A 16,082-nucleotide genomic window follows, 5' to 3' on the forward strand; every position below is an offset into this window, starting at 1 on the left:
CCCTTTCCGCGTCAGTACGAGATCCGCGCCAGCTTCCCGATCTCCAGCGCCGTCCACAGTGCACCGTCCGGACCCACCGCGATCCCGTGCGGCTCCGACCCCGCCGTCGGCAGCTCCACCTCGGTGATCACGCCGTCCACCGTGATCCGCCCGATCCGGTTACCACCCCACACCGTGAACCAGCAGGCCCCATCCGGGCCCGCCACGATCGCGTGCGGCCGCGACCCGCGATCCGGCAACGGGAACTCGACGACCTCCCCGCCGGTGGAGATCCGCCCGATCTGACCCGCACCGATCTCCACGAACCACAACGCCCCGTCCGGCCCGGCCGCGATCCCCACCGGCGCGGCCGCCTCCGTCGGCAACGGGTACACCGAAACCTCACCGGACGTCGTGATCCGCCCGATCGCGTTCGCCTGGTTCAAGGTGACCCACAACGCCCCGTCGGAACCCGCGGCGATCATGGACGGGAACGCACCCGACACCGGCAGCGGAAACTCCGTCACCTCACCCTCGACGGTGATCCGGCCGACCCGATCGGCGTTGATCTCGGTGAACCACAGCGCCCCGTCCGGCCCCGCCGTGATGCCGTACGGCGTCGGCACCGCGACCGACGACACCGCCCCCTCGGTCGTGATCCGCCCGATCCGGTTCCCCTGGTACTCCGTGAACCACAACGCGCCGTCCGGCCCCGGCGTGATCACCGTCGGCCCGGTCGTCGCCGGGTCCAGCTGGTAGGTCGTCACCTCATACGCGGTGCTCATGCGACCGATCTGCCCACTGTGGACCAGCGTGAACCACAACCCGCCATCCGGCCCGGCCACAACCCCGTACGGTCCCTGGCCCGGCACCGCGAACTCTTCGATCGGCGCCATCACGCACCCCCATCCCCGGTGATCGCCCGGAGCGAAACTCGCACGCCCACAGCGAACGACGATCACCACCACACCCCCAGCACCCTACGGTCGGGCCCATGACCCTCCTCGCCGTACCCGACATGCAGACACCCGGCCAGTCCTTCACCGACTCCGTCAACGAACAGCTCCTGCGCGACCGCATCGTGTTCCTCGGCACCGAAGTCACCGACGACGTCGCCAACCGGATCGTCGCCCAGCTGCTCCTGCTCGCCGCCGACGACCCCGAGAAGGACATCACCTTCTACATCAACTCACCCGGCGGCTCCGTCACCGCCGGCATGGCCATCTACGACACCATGCAGCTCGTCAAACCCGACGTCTCCACCTGGGGCCTCGGCTTCGTCGCGTCCATGGGCCAGTTCCTGCTGACCTCCGGCACCCCCGGCAAGCGCTACCTGCTGCCCAACACCCGGATCGTCATGCACCAGCCGTCGGCCGGGATCAGCGGCGCCGCCACGGACATCGCCATCCAGGCCGAGGTGTTCGGCAAGATGAAGCTCCGCATGGCCGAGCTCACCGCGCAGCAGACCGGCCAGAGCGTCGAGCGGATCACCGCCGACGCCGACCGCGACCGCTGGTTCGACGCCGGCGAAGCACTGGCGTACGGCTTCATCGACCACATCGTCACCCGCGAACAGGCGACGGCCTGATTCCCTGGTCTTTGCTGGCTTGTAATAGCTACAGGACCACTGATTTTCTTGAAATCAGCCCCGCAGTATAGGGCGTTATACACTTAGAGATGCTGCTGGACCCGGATGTGGTGGTCCGGGTCCAGCAAGGTTGGTCAGATGCCTCAGACGCCGTTGATGCCGCGGCGGATGAGCAGGGGCTCGATCTCGGGGTCGCGGCCGCGGAAGGCGCGGAAGGCGTCCATCGGGTCGACGCTGCCCCCCTTCCCCAGCAGGGTGCGGCGGAAGTGGTCGCCGTTCTCGCGGGTCAGGCCGCCGCTCTCGCGGAACCACTGGACGGTGTCGGCGTCGAGGACTTCGCTCCAGATGTAGGAGTAGTACCCGGCGCTGTAGCCGCCACTGAAGACGTGCGCGAAGTAGGTGGTGCGGTAGCGCGGCGGGACACTTTCGAGCGACACACCGGCCTTCACGAGGGCGGCGGTCTCGAACCGCTGCACCTCCCCCACGTGGTCGTCGACGCCGAGGCCGTGCCAGGCCTGGTCGAGCAGCGACGCCGCGAGGTACTCGGTGGTGGAGAAGCCTTCGCCGTACTGCTGGGCCGCGAGGAGCTTCTCGACCTGCTCGGCGGGCAGCGGCTCGCCGGTGAGGTGGTGCTTGGCGTAGTGGGCCAGGACCTCCGGCCACAGCATCCACATCTCGTTGACCTGGGACGGGTACTCGACGAAGTCGCGCGGCACGTTGGTGCCGGAGAACGTCGGGTAGCGCACCGCCGACACCAGCGCGTGGAGCGCGTGCCCGAACTCGTGGAACGCGGTGACGACCTCGTCGAAGGTCAGCAGGGTGGGCTCCCCCGCCGGCGGCTTGTTGACGTTGAGCACGTTCACCACGACCGTGCGCTCGCCGAGCAGGTCGGACTGGTCCACGAAGGTGTTCATCCAGGCACCGCCGCGCTTGGCGTCGCGGGTGTAGAGGTCGAGCAGGTACAGCCCCAGCGCGGTGCCGTCGGTGTCGAAGACCTCGAAGGTGCGGACCTCCGGGTGGTAGACGGGCAGGTCGTGGCGCTCGGTGAAGGTCAGGCCGTACAGCTTGCTGGCGGCGAAGAAGACGCCGTCCAGGTACACCCGGTCGGCCTCGAAGTACGGCCGCAGTCCTTCGGTGTCGACGTCGAAGCGCTCACGGCGGACCTGCGCGGCGTAGTACGGCCAGTCCGACGGCCGCAGCTTCGCGCCCGGGACGTCGGCCTCCAGCAGCTTCTGCAGCTCCGCGGCTTCGGTGCGGGCGTTCGCGACGGCGGCCGGGGCGAGGCGCTCGAGCAGCCCGGCGGCCGCCTCGGCGGTCTTCGCCGTCTCGTCCGCGATGACGTACGCGGCGTGGTTCGGATAGCCCAGCAGCGCGGCGCGTTCGGCGCGCAGGTGCGCGATCTCGGCGACGACGGCGTTGTTGTCCTGGTCGTTGCCCTGGTTGCCACGCGCCATCGACGCGGTGTGGATCCGCTCACGCACGTCACGGTCGCTGAGCGTCTCCAGCGGCGAGGCCTGGCTGGTCGGCAGCGTCAGGTTGATGACGTACTTGCCGGTCTCCCCGCGGGAAGCCGCTGCCTCGGCCGCGGTGGCGATCGCGCTGTCACCGAAGCCGGCCAGCTCGGCGCGGTCGCCGATGACGACGGCCAGTTCGTTGGTGTCCTTGAGCAGGTTCTGCTGGAACTTGGTCTGCAGCGTCGAGAGCTGCCCGTTGAGCTCGCGCAGGCGGGCCTGTTCGGCCTCGCCGAGCCCGGCGCCGGCGCGGCTGAAGTCGGTGTGCCGGCGTTCCAGCAGCCGCAGCGACTCCTCGTCCAGCCCCAGCTCTTCGCGCCGGGCGTGGAGCGCGTCGATCCGGGCGAACAGCCGCGGGTTGAGGTGGATCGCGTCGTGGTGGGCGGCCAGCTTCGGCGCGAACTCCGCCTGGATGGCCTGGATCTCGTCGGTGCTGTTGGAGCCGGCCAGGTTGTAGAAGACGCTCGCCACGCGGCCGAGCAGCTCCCCGGCGCGTTCGAGGGCCTCGACGGTGTTCTCGAACGTCGGCTCGGCGTCCTGCGCCGCGATCTGCTCGATCTCGGCGGCGTGCTCGGCCAGGCCCGCCTCGAACGCGGGCCGGTAGTGCTCGTCGGAAATCCGGTCGAAGGGCGGCAGGGCGTAGGGCAGCTCGCTGGGTGCGGCGAACGGATTGTCCGGCGAAATCATCTCGGGGCAGGCTCCTGGTCGGGGAAAACACTCGGTCCCGCCACCCTACGTGCTCCCCCGGGAGCGATGTCAGCGCTTTCCGTAGGTGGCCGGGGTCACCGGCCGGTGGTACCGCCGACGACCGCGTCACTGCTCGAGGCGTCCTTCGCGGCCTTTTTGCCCCGCTTCGCCGGTTTCGGCGCGGGCGGCACGATGCCGCGGAAGTCACCGCTGTGGTCGTTGACGCGCAGGACGAACGGCCGGGTCTCGGTGTAGCGCACGACCGAGATCGACGACGGGTCGACGACGATCCGCTGGAAGGCGTCGAGGTGCTGGCCGAGGGCGTCGGCGATGAGGGACTTGATCACGTCGCCGTGGCTGCACAGCAGCCAGACGGCGTGGTCGCCGTGCTCGGCGGCGATCCGCCGGTCGTGGGCCCGGACCGCGGCCACCGAGCGGGCCTGCATCTGGGCGAGCCCCTCGCCGCCGGGGAACACCGCGGCGGAGGCGTGCGCCTGCACGACGCGCCAGAGCGGTTCCTTGGCCAGGTGCTTGAGCTCCTTGCCGGTCCAGTCGCCGTAGTCCACTTCGGACAGCCCGGGCTCGACGGTCTTCCCGATCCCCCGCGCCGCCAGCAGCGGCGCGACGGTCTGCTTGCACCGCAGCATCGGCGACACGACCACGTCGGCCAGCGGGACGCCGTCGAGGCGTTCGACGAGCTTCTCCGCCTGGGCCCGGCCCGTGTCGTCGAGGTTCACCTTCGGGGACCGCCCGGCCAGGATGCCGGATCCGTTGGCCGTCGACTTGCCGTGCCTGACCAGAATGACCGTACTCACAGGACCCACCCTACGTTGCCGCCGATCATCCTCCCGGGTACTGGGCGGCAACGCGGGTGACCCGCGACGATCAGCTGCCGACCGGCCCGGCGTTCGGGTCCAGGGCGCCGGTGAAGATGAGGACGAACAGCAGCACGCCCAGAACCAGGCGGTAGACCACGAACGGCACGAAGCTGCGCTTCTTGATGTAGGCCATCAGCCAGGCGATCACCAGGTAGCCGACGCCGAAGGCGACCAGCGTGGCCAGGATCGTCGGGCCCCACTGGGCCGGCACGCCGCCCGAGCCGATGTCCTTGAGCTTGTACACGCCCGAGCCGAACACCGCGGGCAGGGCCAGCAGGAACGAGTACTCGGCCGCCTCGGCGCGGGTGTAGCCCATCAGCAGGCCCGCGCTGGTCGTGCCGCCCGAGCGGGAGACGCCGGGGATGAGCGCCAGCGCCTGGGCGAACCCGAAACCGAGGCCGTGCGGCACGGTCAGCTCGTCCAGGCCGCGCTCCTGCTTCCCGATCCGGTCGGCGACCAGCAGGATCAGGCCGAACACGATGAGCACGGTCGCGGTGATCCGCAGGTCGCGGAACGCGCTGTCGATGGCGTCCTGCAGCAGCAGGCCGAGCACCACGATCGGCAGCGAGCCGACGATGATCAGCCAGCCCAGCCGGGCGTCCGGGTCCCGGCGCCAGTCCGGTTTGTACAGCGAGAAGAACCAGGCCTGCAGGATCTTCCCGATCTTCTTGCCGAAGTACAGGATCACCGCGAGCTCGGTGCCGATCTGGGTGACGGCGGTGAACGCCGCACCCGGGTCGTCCCAGCCGACGAGCGCCGCGACGATCCGCAGGTGCGCGCTCGACGAGATCGGCAGGAACTCCGTCAAACCCTGGACCAGGCCCAGGACGAGCGATTCGAACCACCCCACGTCAGGCCACCCCCGCCAGCTCGAGCGCCTCGACGGCCGTGCGCAGGGCGGCCCCCGGGTCGGGGCTGAACGACGACACCGACAGGGTCGTCACGCCGGCTTCGGCGAATTGGGTCATCTTCTCCGCGATCCGTTCCTTGGGTCCGAGCAGCGACGTGGCGTCGAGGAACTCCAGCGGCACCGCCGCCATCGCCCCCGCCCGGTCGCGGGCCAGGTACTTCTCCTGCACTTCGGCGGCCTCGGCTGCGAAGCCCATCCGGCAGGCCAGCTGGTTGTAGAAGTTCTTCTCCCGGCTGCCCATGCCGCCGAGGTAGAGCGCCGCGTACCCGCGGACGGCGTCCGCGCAGGCCCGCCAGTCGTCGCCGACGACCAGGGGCACGGTCGGGACGACGTCGAAGCCGTCCATCGACCGCCCGGCCGCGTCGGCGCCGGCCCGGATCTGCGCGAGCTGCTCCCCCGCGTGGGCGGGCGAGAAGAACACCGGCAGCCAGCCGTCGGCGATCTCGCCGGTCAGCGCCAGGTTCTTCGGCCCGATCGCGGCCAGGTACAGCGGGATGTGCTTGCGCGCCGGGCGGACGGTCAGCCGCAGCGCCTTGCCGGGGCCGTCCGGCAGCGGGAGCGTGAAGTGCTCGCCCTCGAACTTCAGCCGCTCGCGGCGCAGAGCGCTGCGCACGATCCCGACGTACTCGCGGGTGCGGCCCAGCGGCGACGCGAACCGCACACCGTGCCAGCCCTCGGACACCTGCGGGCCGGAGACGCCGAGGCCGAGCCGGAACCGGCCGCCCGAGAGCGTGTCCAGGGTCGCGGCGGTCATCGCGGTCATCGCCGGGGTCCGCGCCGGGATCTGCAGCACCGCGGCGCCGACGTCGATCCGCGACGTCTGCGCCGCGATCCAGGAAAGCACCGTCACGGCGTCCGAACCGTAGGCCTCCGCCGCCCACACGACGGCGTAGCCGAGTTCGTCCGCTTGTTTCGCCAGGGCCAGGTTCGCGGGGTCGTTCCCCGCTCCCCAGTAGCCGAGATTCAGTCCGAGTCGCACGGGGCCAGACCCTAACGGGGGCCCTTGTGGGCGACACGACTCACCTTGGTCAGGTCCGGCCGGGGCGGCCCACTAGGCTCGGCGGTCGTGGAAAAGCGACAGCTGGGCCGCTCGGGACTGCGGGTCTCGCGGATGGCGCTCGGCACCATGACCTGGGGTGGCGACACCGACGCGGAGGAAGCGGCGAGCCAGCTGGTCGCCTTCGTCGACGCCGGCGGCACCCTGGTGGACACCGCCGACATCTACGGCGAAGGCGAAGCCGAACGGGTGCTCGGCTCACTTCTGGGTGATCTCGTCCCGCGCGACGACATCGTCCTCGCGACGAAGGCCGTCGCCCGGCGCACCGACGGCCCGTTCGGCGGCGGCGCCTCCCGCGGCGCGCTGCTCTCGGCGCTCGACGGCTCGCTGAAACGCCTCGGCACCGACCACGTCGACCTGTGGCAGCTGCACGCCTGGGACCCGACGGTGCCGGTCGCCGAGACCCTCGCCGCCCTCGAATACGCCGTCAACAGCGGCAAGGCCCGCTACGTCGGCGTGTCCAACTACTGCGGCTGGCAGCTGGCGACGGCCGCCGCCGGGGCCGCCGCGGTCGCGCCGCTCGTCTCCACCCAGGTCGAGTACTCGCTGCTGGAACGCGGGGTGGACCGCGAGGTCGTGCCCGCCGCCGAGCACCACGGCATCGGCCTGCTGCCCTGGGCACCGCTCGGGCGCGGGGTGCTGACCGGCAAGTACCGCAGTGGCACGCCGGCCGACTCCCGCGGCGCCTCCAGCGTGTTCGCCGGGTACGTCGAGCACCACCGCACCGACCGCGCCGCCCGGATCGTGCAGGCGGTCGCGACCGCCGCCGACGGGCTAGGCACGTCCCCGCTCGCCGTTGCGCTGGCCTGGGTCCGCGACCGGCCCGGCGTGGTCGCTCCGGTCGTCGGCGCCCGCGACACCGGCCAGCTCACCGGCTCCCTCACGGCGGAGGGCATCACCCTCCCGCCGGCGATCCGGTCGGCGCTCGACGACGTCAGCGCGATCGAGGCCGGCTACCCGGAGCGGTGGCCCCGGTGATCGGCACGCTGATCGACACCGTGTCGATCACTGGGGCAGGTGTCTGTTGGGTGACATGCACGTGACGGCAAGACGATCGTGGAGGATGCTGGTGAAGACCGCCCGTCGAGGGACATCTGGAGGCACCAACGTGCGTCGGCTCACCGCCGCGTCGCGGATCGCGATCCCGCTCGCCGGTGTCCTGGTGCTCGCCGGCTGCTCCTCGGCCAAGTCGGACAGCGACGACCTGCAGATCGTCGCGAACCCGGTGGCCGCGCAGCCGGCCGTCTCCCCCGCTGTCACGGTGAAGCCCGCCGGGCAGGTCCTGTCCGGCGCCGCCGTTTCCGCCGTGGCCGTTTCGGGGTCGACGCTGGTCGTTGCTCTCGCTCAGCAGCCGTCTTTGCAGCTCTACGACCTGAACGCGCTCGCGTCACCGCCGGTGAATATGCCGTTATACGGCACGGCTTCGCGGTTGACCGTGGCGCCCGGCCGGGTGGAGATCGCGGAGCCGGGTCAGGGTGTGGTGCAGCAGCTGACGTTGCCGGACCGGAAGCTCTCGGAGACGAAGACGGGCGGGCAGCCGGCGTCGAGCATCGCCTACGGCGCCGACCGGCTGGTCGCGATGGGGGCGGCGAAGGACATCCAGGTGCTGCCCGCGAGCGGTCCGGCGCGGACGATCGGCGGGCAGATCTACAGTGCCGACGACGTCCTGGCGGCCGGTGACGGTGTCGTGGTGCTGGATCGCCTGCGCACGGCCGTGTTCTCCGTGGACGTGGCCGGCGGCAAGATCAACGAAGGCCTGCGGGCGGGTGACGGCGCCGCCAACGCCGTCGCGGACTCCTACGGCCGGATCCTGGTGACCGACGCGCGGGCGGGCGCGCTGATCGCGTTCTCGGCGTCGCCGCTGATCATGCGGCAGCGGTACCCGGTGCCGGGTGGCGCGTACGGGATCGCCTACGACGCCAAGCGGAGCCTCGCCTGGGTGACGCTGACGGCACGCAACGAAGTGGTCGGGTTCGACGTCCGCGGCGGTGAGCCGGTCGAGAAGTACCGGTTCCCCACCGTGCGCCAGCCGGATTCGGTGGGGGTCGAGGACCAGAGCGGCCGGGTGATCATCGGCTCCGCCGCCGGAGAAGGGACCCAGGTGATCCAGCCATGACGACGGTCAGCGAGGCGGTGGTCGAAGGGGATTGGGAGTACCGCCGCCTGCACCTGCCCCCGGGCGTGTCCCGGCGTGCGGCGGCGATCCAGCTCTCCATCCACGCGGAGTTCGCCGGCTGGGAACTGCGGAACGTGCGGCTCTACGCCGACGGCACCCGCAAGGTCTGGCTGCGCCGCAAGAAGACGGGCGAGACCCTGCCCGGCGGCCTGCCCACCTGATCGACCTGATCGACCGGCCTCGGGTGGACGCCGCCCCGGGCCGTCAGACCACGCCGTCCAGCTCGGTGCGCAGGCCGATCGCCTTGACCAGCAGTTGCCGGCCGGCGAACAGGAGCAGCACCGCCGCCGTGCCCGCCACGACCGCCGCGGCTGTGCCCAGCCAGAGGCCGATGACCTCCATGCCGTCGCTCGGTGACGGAATGTCGGCGAGGGTCACGTAAGCGAAGACCGCGGCGGTGACCACGGTCGCGGCCGCCGTCGCGCCGACCACGACGTTCGCCCCGGTGAGGGCCGACGGCTGGAACACCGTGCCCCGGCTCGCCCGGCGCAGCAGCATGCCGAGGCCGACGAGCGCGAGCTGCCCGCACGCCACGAACGCGATCGCCGCGGCCACCAGGGGGAGCCGGATCGGCGCGTAGGGCGGGAACAGCTCGACCTGGTCGGCCGCGCTCGTCGGGATCACGACGAGCTGGGCGTACAGGCCGACGAGGAACGCGCCGGCGACGACGGTCTGCAGCGCGACTACGAGTAAGCGAGGCATGTATCGATAGTCGATGCCTACCGCTCGATTGTCAATCGAACACGCGGGCCAGCCAGTCGCCCCAGATCTTTTCCTCGACCTCGCCGTCCGCGCCGGGCGTGAAAACGTGGTGGGCCGCGACCATCGGACCGCGGAAGCCCCGCATGAACCGGATCATCGCGTCGGGCGTGCGGATGCCGACGGCCTGGTCGTCGGCCACGTAGACGACGCCCTCGACCGGCGCACGGCCGTCGAGGTCCAGGCGCACCCGGTCCCCTTCGGCGATCCGGGCCGGAAGTCCCAGCGCGGCCCCGAGTTTCGCCCAGGCTTCGGTCCAGTCCGGGATCGGCGGCCCGAACGCCGTGACCGGGACCGCGACGCGGCCGGCGAAGTGCGTGACGTACTCGACCAGCGTGCGCAGGAACAGCGCCCGGCCCGACGTCATCGCCTCGAACTCGTCCTCCCAGTCGTCACCCGGCAGGAAGCCGCTCGTGACGCACCGGATCACCGAGCTGCCGCCTTCGCGGCCCTCGATGAGGAACTCGTAGGCGATGTGCCGGCCGTCGGGCGCGGTGTCGGTGCCGTAGACCAGCCGCTCGAGCGGCTCCCACTCGCGGATCCCGCACTCGGACCGGTAGCCGCCGAAGGCGCCGCGGACGACACCGCCGGTGCCGCCCTCGACCTCGTTGCGGCCCATGAACCACGAGTCGATGCCCGGGCCGGTGGCGATGGCCGCCCACAGCTGTTCCGGCGTCGCGTCGACGTCGGCGACGTCGGTCCGTTCGAAGTCGCGGCCCATGTCAGGACTCCTCCCCCGGCGTCGCCGGCACGCTCGGGTGGACGGCGACGATCACCCGGTGCTTACGGCCCTTCTCGGCCGTCTCGTCGTGGTACTTCCCCACCAGCGTGGTGACGGCCGTCGCCAGCTCCTCGGCGAACGCGGCCCGGTCGGCCGCCGAGGCGAACCGCACCTCGCCGTCGAGCGCGAAGGTGGCGACCCGCTGGTTCGCCTTGGCCGCACCGGTGATGAGCACGCCGACGTCGCGCACCAGCCGGCCGGCCACCGCCAGCAGCCAGCGGGCCGAGAGCCGGTCCGGCGACCGGGCCGGGTCCGGCTGCACCGCGGCCAGGGCCGCCGGCGAGATGACGTACGAGGACGCCGTCGCCCGCATCATCCGCTCGGTGACGTTGCCCTTCCGGCGCTCCTCGACCAGCTCCACCAGGCCGTGCGCCTCCAGCGCCCGCAGGTGGTAGTTGACCTTCTGCCGCGGCAGGTCGACCCGCCCGGCCAGCATCGTCGCGGACGCCGGTTCCGCCAGCTCGGCCAGGAGCCGGGCCCGGATGGGGTCCAGCGAAACCTCGGCCGCCGCCGGGTCTTCGATCACCGCCACGGAGAACATGCGCCCAGCATCGTGCCGAACAGAAGAGTTGTCAAGAACTCTCGTCTTGTCGGTAACTCGCGTTCACCAGGGCGAGGATCCGCGGCAGCACCTGCGGCGCGGCCTCCAGCGGCACGACGTGCCCGACACCCGGCAGCACCACGGCCGTCCCGTCGTCGAGGCCGCCGGCCCACTGCTCGACGTCGGCGGCCCGGACGATGCGGTCCCGCTCCCCCACGATCGCCGTCACCGGCAGGCCGCTGACCTGCGTCAACGCCGCGTCGCGCGCGTAGGCGTCCAGGGCCGGGCGGAACAGGGAGACGGTGTGCGGCCAGTTGCCGCGGATCATCTGCACGGTCAGCTCGACCAGGTCCGGCTCGGGATCGTCGCCGAAGAGCCACCACCGCAGCCCGGCACTCACCGCGCGGCTCGTGCGCTCGTGCACCACACCGAACAGCTTCGAGCCGAGCACCGCTTCGAGGTCGCGGGCCAGCTTGCCCAGTGCGTTCGGCCAGGTCGCCGAGACCTCCGTGGCCAGCGTGCCCGACGACGTCGCGAGCAGCGCCAGCCCGGACACCCGGGCGCGGAACAGCTCCGGGTGCCGCTGGGACAGCGACATGATCGCCAGGCCGCCCATGTCGTGCCCGACCAGCACCACCCGCCCGGCCGGGACCTCGCGCTCCAGCAACTCGGCGAGGTCGTCGCCGAGCTGCGCCATGGTCGCCGTCCCGCGGCGCGCCCGCCCGGACCCGCCGTGGCCGCGCTGGTCGTAGGTCAGCACGGCCACCGGCCCCTCGGCGGCGTCCGGCACCAGTGGCGCGATCCGGTCCCAGCTGCGCTGGTCGAGCGCGTAGCCGTGGACGAACACCACCGCGACCGGCGCGTCCGGGTCGCCCCGGCGGACGACCGCCAGGGGCGTCCCGTCGGCGAGCGCGAAGCCGGTCATCAGGACGTGCGCAGGAACCGGTCCAGCACGCGGGTGCCGAACTTGAGCGCCTCGATCGGGACGCGCTCGTCGACGCCGTGGAACAGGGCCGAGAAGTCGAGGTCCGCGGGCAGCTTGAGCGGCGCGAAACCGAAGTTGCGGATGCCGAGGTCCTGGAAGGACTTCGCGTCGGTGCCGCCGGAAAGCATGTACGGCAACGTCTTCGCGCCCGGGTCCTCGGCCAGGATCGCCGCGGTCATGGCGTCGACGAGCGCGCCGTCGAAGGTCGTCTCGACCGGCGGCAGCTCCATCCACTCCTTCTCGATGTCCGGGCCGAGGAGCTCGTCGAGCTCGCGGTCGAACGCCTCGAGCCGGCCGGGCAGGATCCGGCAGTCCACCGACGCCTCGGCCACCGACGGGATGACGTTCGACTTGTAGCCGGCGGTGAGCATCGTCGGGTTGGCCGTGTCGCGCAGGGTCGCGCCGATCATCCGGGAGATGTTGCCCAGCTTGGCGACCGAGCCCTCCAGGTCGTCCTCCGGGAAGTCCCAGCCGGTGATCTCGGTGACGCCGGCGAGGAACTCCTTCACGGAGTCGGTGAGCACCAGCGGGAAGCGGTGGTTGCCGAGCTTCGCGACGGCTTCGGCCAGCTTCGTCACGGCGTTGTCGCGGTGGATCATCGAGCCGTGCCCGGCGGTGCCGCGCACGCGCAGCTTCATCCAGCGGATGCCCTTCTCCGCCGTCTCGATCAGGTACGCGCGGACGTCGTCCTTCAGCGTGATCGAGAAGCCGCCGACCTCGCTGATCGCCTCGGTGACGCCCTCGAACAGCTCGGGCCGGTTCTCGACCAGCCACTGGGCGCCGTACTTGCCACCCGCCTCTTCGTCGGCGAGGAACGCGAAGACCAGGTCGCGCGGCGGCACGACGTTGTGCATCTTGTAGTGCCGGGCCAGCGCGAGCGCCATCCCGCACATGTCCTTCATGTCGACCGCGCCGCGGCCCCAGACGTAGTCGTCCTGGATCGCGCCGGAGAACGGGTGGACCGACCATTCGGACGGATCGGCCGGCACGGCGTCGAGGTGACCGTGGATCAGCAGCCCGCCCCGCTCGCGATCGGCGCCTTCGAGCCGCACGATGACGTTGTGCCGGTTCTTCCCACCCGACTCGACGTAGGTGATCTCGTAGCCGGCGTCGGTCAGCTTCTCCGCGACGTACTCGGCCGCCGCCCGCTCGCCGACCAGGGTCTCGGGGTCCCCGGTGTTGGTGGTGTCGATGCGGATCAGCTCGCTGGTCAGCGTGACGGCCTCGGCCGCGGCGGCTTCGATCAGGTTCGGTTCGGTCACCGGCCATTCCTATCATTCCGCGAAGCAGGAAGCCGGACGCGATCACCCGCTGGACCGTGGGCGGCCCGCTCGGCGGGGGGTGGGCCACCGGTCACCGGACCCCCGTTCGGGGCTCCGCGAACAACTTCCGTCGCGCGGGCACCGGAAGCTGCGGTCAGGGCGGCCGCCGGCTGTGCGTTTCCCCACCTTTCCCGGGCGCCGCGGTGTCACTCCCCCGCGGTGCGGCCGCCCAGGGCGCCTGCCAAGTCCGGGCGGCCGTCGATCTTCAGCTTGCGGTAAGAGCTTGTCAGGTGCTTCTCCACCGCTCGGCGGCTGATGCTCAGCTGCTCGGCGATCTCCGAGTTCGTCCTCCCGCGCACCGCCAGTTCCGCCACCGTTGCCTCGCCGCGGGTCAGTTCGGCTGTTGCGCGAGCGGGCTCGGTGTGGGTTACCGGGCCGGCCTCGCGGGTCAGCAGGCGGCCCATTCCGCAGGTTTCCGCCAGGGCCTGGGCACGGGCCAGCAACCGTTGCGCCGCTTCGGGTTCCGTGGGCCTCAGCCGCTCGGCCAGGTCGGCTCGGGCCTTGGCCTCCTCCAGGTCGTCCGGTGAGCGGGCGAGCAGCTCGACCGCCTCGTGCAGCAGCCTGATTCCGTCGCGGCCGGCGTCCAATGCCGCGAGGACTCGCAGGGCGCGGCCGACCGTTGCGGGTGCGCCCCACGCGACGCAGCGGCGGTGGTGTTCTTCGGCCAGGCGTCCGGCTTCGTCGGTGCGGCCGAGGCGGTGGGCCAGCAGCGCCGCCGACGTGCGCCACGGGTAGAGGGCTGGGTTGCGCCAGCCGGCCCGGTCGAGCCGGCGCCCGCAGTCGAGGAACTGCGCCAGCGCCGCGCCGGGGTCGTCGGCGGCGGCCAGCGTTCCGCGCAGGCTCCGCTGGACGGCGAGCACGGCGAGGCCGTCGCCGGCCGGGAGGTCGTCCAGCACCGTGCGGGTCAGCGTGCGGTCGCCGGTCGCGGTCGCGACCAGGCCGAGGATCGTGGCCGGCAGCGCGAGCACGTCGTAGCCGGCGGGCTCGGCGAGCCGGAACGCCCGGCCCGCCGGTTCCCCGGCCGCCGCGGCCCGGCCGCGGGCCAGCAGCGCCAGCGCCCGGTGCACGTCCAGCAGCGCCTGGGTCGCCGCGGTGCCCGCCGCGCCGGTGGCCGACAGCCACGGCGTCACGACGTCGACGCGGCCCGCCGCGACCAGGACCACCGGGACGATCCGCAGCATGGCCCCGGCGCGGACGGACCGCGCGGGCTCGTGGTCCAGCAGGCAGGTCGCCCGGCGCGCGGCTTCCTCGGCGTCGATCCGCCCGGCCAGCGTCGCGGCCAGCAGCAGCACGGCCCGCAGCTCGCGTTCGGCCGCCCCGGGACCCGCCGGGGTGTCGGTCAGCTCGCGCAGCCGGGCCGGGGCCGCGGCCAGCCGGGCCGGGTCCTCCAGCGCGGCGAACCAGTCGTGTGCTTCCAGCCGCAGGGCGAGGTCGCGGTCGTGCCCGGTCAGGGCAGTGGCCGGGCCGAGCTCGCCGGCGACGGCGCGCACGAGCTCGGTCACCAGCGGGCCGCGCGCGGTGATCGTGAACGGGATCCGGGTGACCGCCGCGGCCCGGTCGCGGACCGTCGGCAGCAGCGGCGCGGCCTGGACCAGGTGCCGGACAGCGGACGCCGGGTCGGGCCCGAGCTCGGCGGCGGCCAGCTCGACGAGCAGCGGCGCGCGCCCGGCGCTGCCCGGCGGCAGTTCCAGCAGCGCCCGCCGCAGGTAGCGCGCCGCGGACTCGGGCGCGCCCCGGCGCAGCGCGCCGACGGCGGCCGCCCGCAGCATCTCGATCTCCGGGCCGCCGCACAGGGTGTCCACGCGCAGCAGCTGCCCGGCGATGTCCTCCGCGGGGTAGCCCCGCGCGGTCAGCAGCCCGGCCGCGGTGCGGTGGGCGGCGGCGGTGTCCGCGGCCGACGCGGTCTCTTCGACCACCCGCACCAGCGCGGCTTCGGGCACCAGCCGGCCGTCTGCGGCGACGGTGAGCCAAGGGCCCTGCAGCGCGGCGCGCGCCGCGCTGCAGGCGGCGTCGGCCAGCCCGCTCAGCGCCGCGACGAGCGCGGGTTCGGCGTGCCGCCCCAGCACGACCACGGCCCGGGCGAAGGCCTCGACCTCCGGATCACGCCGGACGAGCACCCGCAGCCGCTCGCGGCGGAGGTCCGCGCCGAGGGCACGCAGCCGGGCGCGGTCGTCGGCCTTCGCCGTCAACCGGTGGGAGAACGCCCGGTCCAGCAGGGCCCGCAGGTCCTTGGGACGGCCGCCGGTGAGCTCGTGGCAGGCCGCCGCGAACTCCGGGTCGTGACCGGCGTCGAAGCGCGCGGCGACCAGCCGCCCGGTCGCGGCGAGCGACAGCGGCTCGGCTCGCACGTGGTGCCGGGCGGCGGCCTCGATCTCCGGCACGAACGCGGTGCGCGCGCCCGCGCCGTCGCGCAGGACCGCGCCGATCAGGACGCGCATCCCGGACAGCCGGGCGACCAGGAAAGCCAGGGCCCGCAAGGAAAGCTCGTCCGCCCAGTGCAGGTCGTCGACGAGCACGACCACCCCGCGGGACCGGCTCAGCCGCGCCAGCAGCGCGTGCAACCCGTGCAGCAGGGACGCCAGCTCCGCCGGACCGGCCGAGCCGTCGGCCAGCGGGCTGAGCACCTGCCGGGCCACCGGCGGCAGCGCCGGGTCGTCCGGGTCGGCGAGGATCGGCAGCACGAGCTGCCGGACGACGCCGAGCGGGAAGGCCTGCTCGAGCTGCGCCCCGCTCGAACGCAGGATCCGCGCGCCGTGGGCCGCGCCGAGCTGGGCCAGGTGCCGCAGCAGCGCCGAGCCACCGGCACCGGCCTCGCCGTGGATCAGCAACAGGCCGCCGCTCCCGGCGTCGGCGTCGCGCACCGCCTCGTCCAGCACCGACAGGTGCGCTTCCCGTTCCAGCAGCACCG

The 16,082-nt window shown here is 72.5% G+C and carries 15 protein-coding genes; 4 read left to right on the forward strand and 11 right to left on the reverse strand.

Going from position 1 to position 16,082, the window contains the following annotated elements; translation table 11 throughout:
- Positions 1-11: 11 nt before the first annotated feature.
- Positions 12-875 (reverse strand): Vgb family protein, encoded by an 864-nt coding sequence (locus tag OHS58_RS13345; protein ID WP_328648421.1) that lies wholly within the window; start codon positions 873-875, stop codon positions 12-14.
- A 98-nt stretch (positions 876-973) separates the two neighbouring features.
- Between OHS58_RS13345 and OHS58_RS13350 the strand changes: the two genes are divergently transcribed.
- Positions 974-1,567, forward strand: coding sequence for a ClpP family protease (locus tag OHS58_RS13350; protein WP_247051721.1), 594 nt, complete (start codon positions 974-976; stop codon positions 1,565-1,567).
- A 143-nt stretch (positions 1,568-1,710) separates the two neighbouring features.
- Here OHS58_RS13350 and OHS58_RS13355 read toward each other — a convergent pair whose 3' ends face one another.
- The 4 genes from OHS58_RS13355 to OHS58_RS13370 all read right to left on the reverse strand — a co-directional run bounded on the left by OHS58_RS13355 (position 1,711) and on the right by OHS58_RS13370 (position 6,532).
- A complete protein-coding gene (locus OHS58_RS13355; protein WP_328648422.1) occupies positions 1,711-3,765 on the reverse strand; it encodes a M3 family metallopeptidase in 2,055 nt (684 codons plus the stop codon).
- Between the two features lie 95 nt (positions 3,766-3,860).
- A complete protein-coding gene (locus OHS58_RS13360) occupies positions 3,861-4,580 on the reverse strand; it encodes a histidine phosphatase family protein (protein WP_326949555.1) in 720 nt (239 codons plus the stop codon).
- Positions 4,581-4,650: 70 nt separating this feature from the next.
- A complete protein-coding gene (locus OHS58_RS13365) occupies positions 4,651-5,493 on the reverse strand; it encodes an undecaprenyl-diphosphate phosphatase (protein ID WP_326949554.1) in 843 nt (280 codons plus the stop codon).
- Position 5,494: 1 nt separating this feature from the next.
- Positions 5,495-6,532 (reverse strand): LLM class F420-dependent oxidoreductase, encoded by a 1,038-nt coding sequence (locus OHS58_RS13370; RefSeq protein WP_326949553.1) that lies wholly within the window; start codon positions 6,530-6,532, stop codon positions 5,495-5,497.
- A gap of 87 nt (positions 6,533-6,619) precedes the next feature.
- On the opposite strand from OHS58_RS13370, the gene OHS58_RS13375 reads away from it, so the two are divergent.
- From OHS58_RS13375 to OHS58_RS13385, 3 genes are all read left to right on the forward strand, one after another.
- Positions 6,620-7,588, forward strand: coding sequence for an aldo/keto reductase (locus tag OHS58_RS13375; protein ID WP_326949552.1), 969 nt, complete (start codon positions 6,620-6,622; stop codon positions 7,586-7,588).
- Positions 7,589-7,718: 130 nt separating this feature from the next.
- A complete protein-coding gene (locus OHS58_RS13380; RefSeq protein ID WP_328648423.1) occupies positions 7,719-8,726 on the forward strand; it encodes a hypothetical protein in 1,008 nt (335 codons plus the stop codon).
- A complete protein-coding gene (locus tag OHS58_RS13385; protein WP_247051714.1) occupies positions 8,723-8,947 on the forward strand; it encodes a DUF5703 family protein in 225 nt (74 codons plus the stop codon). Before OHS58_RS13380 ends, OHS58_RS13385 begins: the two co-directional genes overlap by 4 nt.
- 43 nt (positions 8,948-8,990) lie before the next feature.
- On the opposite strand, the gene OHS58_RS13390 is transcribed toward OHS58_RS13385, so the two are convergent.
- The 6 genes from OHS58_RS13390 to OHS58_RS13415 all read right to left on the reverse strand — a co-directional run bounded on the left by OHS58_RS13390 (position 8,991) and on the right by OHS58_RS13415 (position 16,080).
- Entirely contained in the window at positions 8,991-9,488 is a 498-nt protein-coding gene (locus OHS58_RS13390; protein ID WP_328648424.1) for a DUF2975 domain-containing protein, read from the reverse strand.
- Positions 9,489-9,519: 31 nt separating this feature from the next.
- A complete protein-coding gene (locus OHS58_RS13395) occupies positions 9,520-10,266 on the reverse strand; it encodes an SRPBCC family protein (protein WP_328648425.1) in 747 nt (248 codons plus the stop codon).
- 1 nt (position 10,267) lies between these two features.
- Complete coding sequence (locus OHS58_RS13400) at positions 10,268-10,867, reverse strand: ArsR/SmtB family transcription factor (protein WP_326953348.1); 600 nt, start codon at positions 10,865-10,867, stop codon at positions 10,268-10,270.
- A 31-nt stretch (positions 10,868-10,898) separates the two neighbouring features.
- A complete protein-coding gene (locus tag OHS58_RS13405) occupies positions 10,899-11,792 on the reverse strand; it encodes an alpha/beta fold hydrolase (RefSeq protein ID WP_326949548.1) in 894 nt (297 codons plus the stop codon).
- Complete coding sequence (locus tag OHS58_RS13410) at positions 11,792-13,114, reverse strand: M20/M25/M40 family metallo-hydrolase (RefSeq protein WP_326949547.1); 1,323 nt, start codon at positions 13,112-13,114, stop codon at positions 11,792-11,794. Before OHS58_RS13410 ends, OHS58_RS13405 begins: the two co-directional genes overlap by 1 nt.
- Positions 13,115-13,320: 206 nt before the next feature.
- A complete protein-coding gene (locus OHS58_RS13415) occupies positions 13,321-16,080 on the reverse strand; it encodes an AAA family ATPase (protein WP_328648426.1) in 2,760 nt (919 codons plus the stop codon).
- Positions 16,081-16,082 lie beyond the last annotated feature (2 nt).

Origin of the sequence: Amycolatopsis sp. NBC_00348 (genome assembly GCF_036114655.1) — a bacterium.
Lineage (GTDB): Bacteria > Actinomycetota > Actinomycetes > Mycobacteriales > Pseudonocardiaceae > Amycolatopsis.

Bases quoted from the DNA above. Each gene is read 5' to 3' on its own strand.
- OHS58_RS13355 (WP_328648422.1), bottom strand. From the start codon at position 3,765: ATGATTTCGCCGGACAATCCGTTCGCCGCACCCAGCGAGCTGCCCTAC.
- OHS58_RS13345 (WP_328648421.1), bottom strand. From the start codon at position 875: ATGGCGCCGATCGAAGAGTTCGCGGTGCCGGGCCAGGGACCGTACGGG.
- OHS58_RS13395 (WP_328648425.1), bottom strand. From the start codon at position 10,266: ATGGGCCGCGACTTCGAACGGACCGACGTCGCCGACGTCGACGCGACG.
- OHS58_RS13385 (WP_247051714.1), top strand. From the start codon at position 8,723: ATGACGACGGTCAGCGAGGCGGTGGTCGAAGGGGATTGGGAGTACCGC.
- OHS58_RS13400 (WP_326953348.1), bottom strand. From the start codon at position 10,867: ATGTTCTCCGTGGCGGTGATCGAAGACCCGGCGGCGGCCGAGGTTTCG.
- OHS58_RS13390 (WP_328648424.1), bottom strand. From the start codon at position 9,488: ATGCCTCGCTTACTCGTAGTCGCGCTGCAGACCGTCGTCGCCGGCGCG.
- OHS58_RS13405 (WP_326949548.1), bottom strand. From the start codon at position 11,792: ATGACCGGCTTCGCGCTCGCCGACGGGACGCCCCTGGCGGTCGTCCGC.
- OHS58_RS13350 (WP_247051721.1), top strand. From the start codon at position 974: ATGACCCTCCTCGCCGTACCCGACATGCAGACACCCGGCCAGTCCTTC.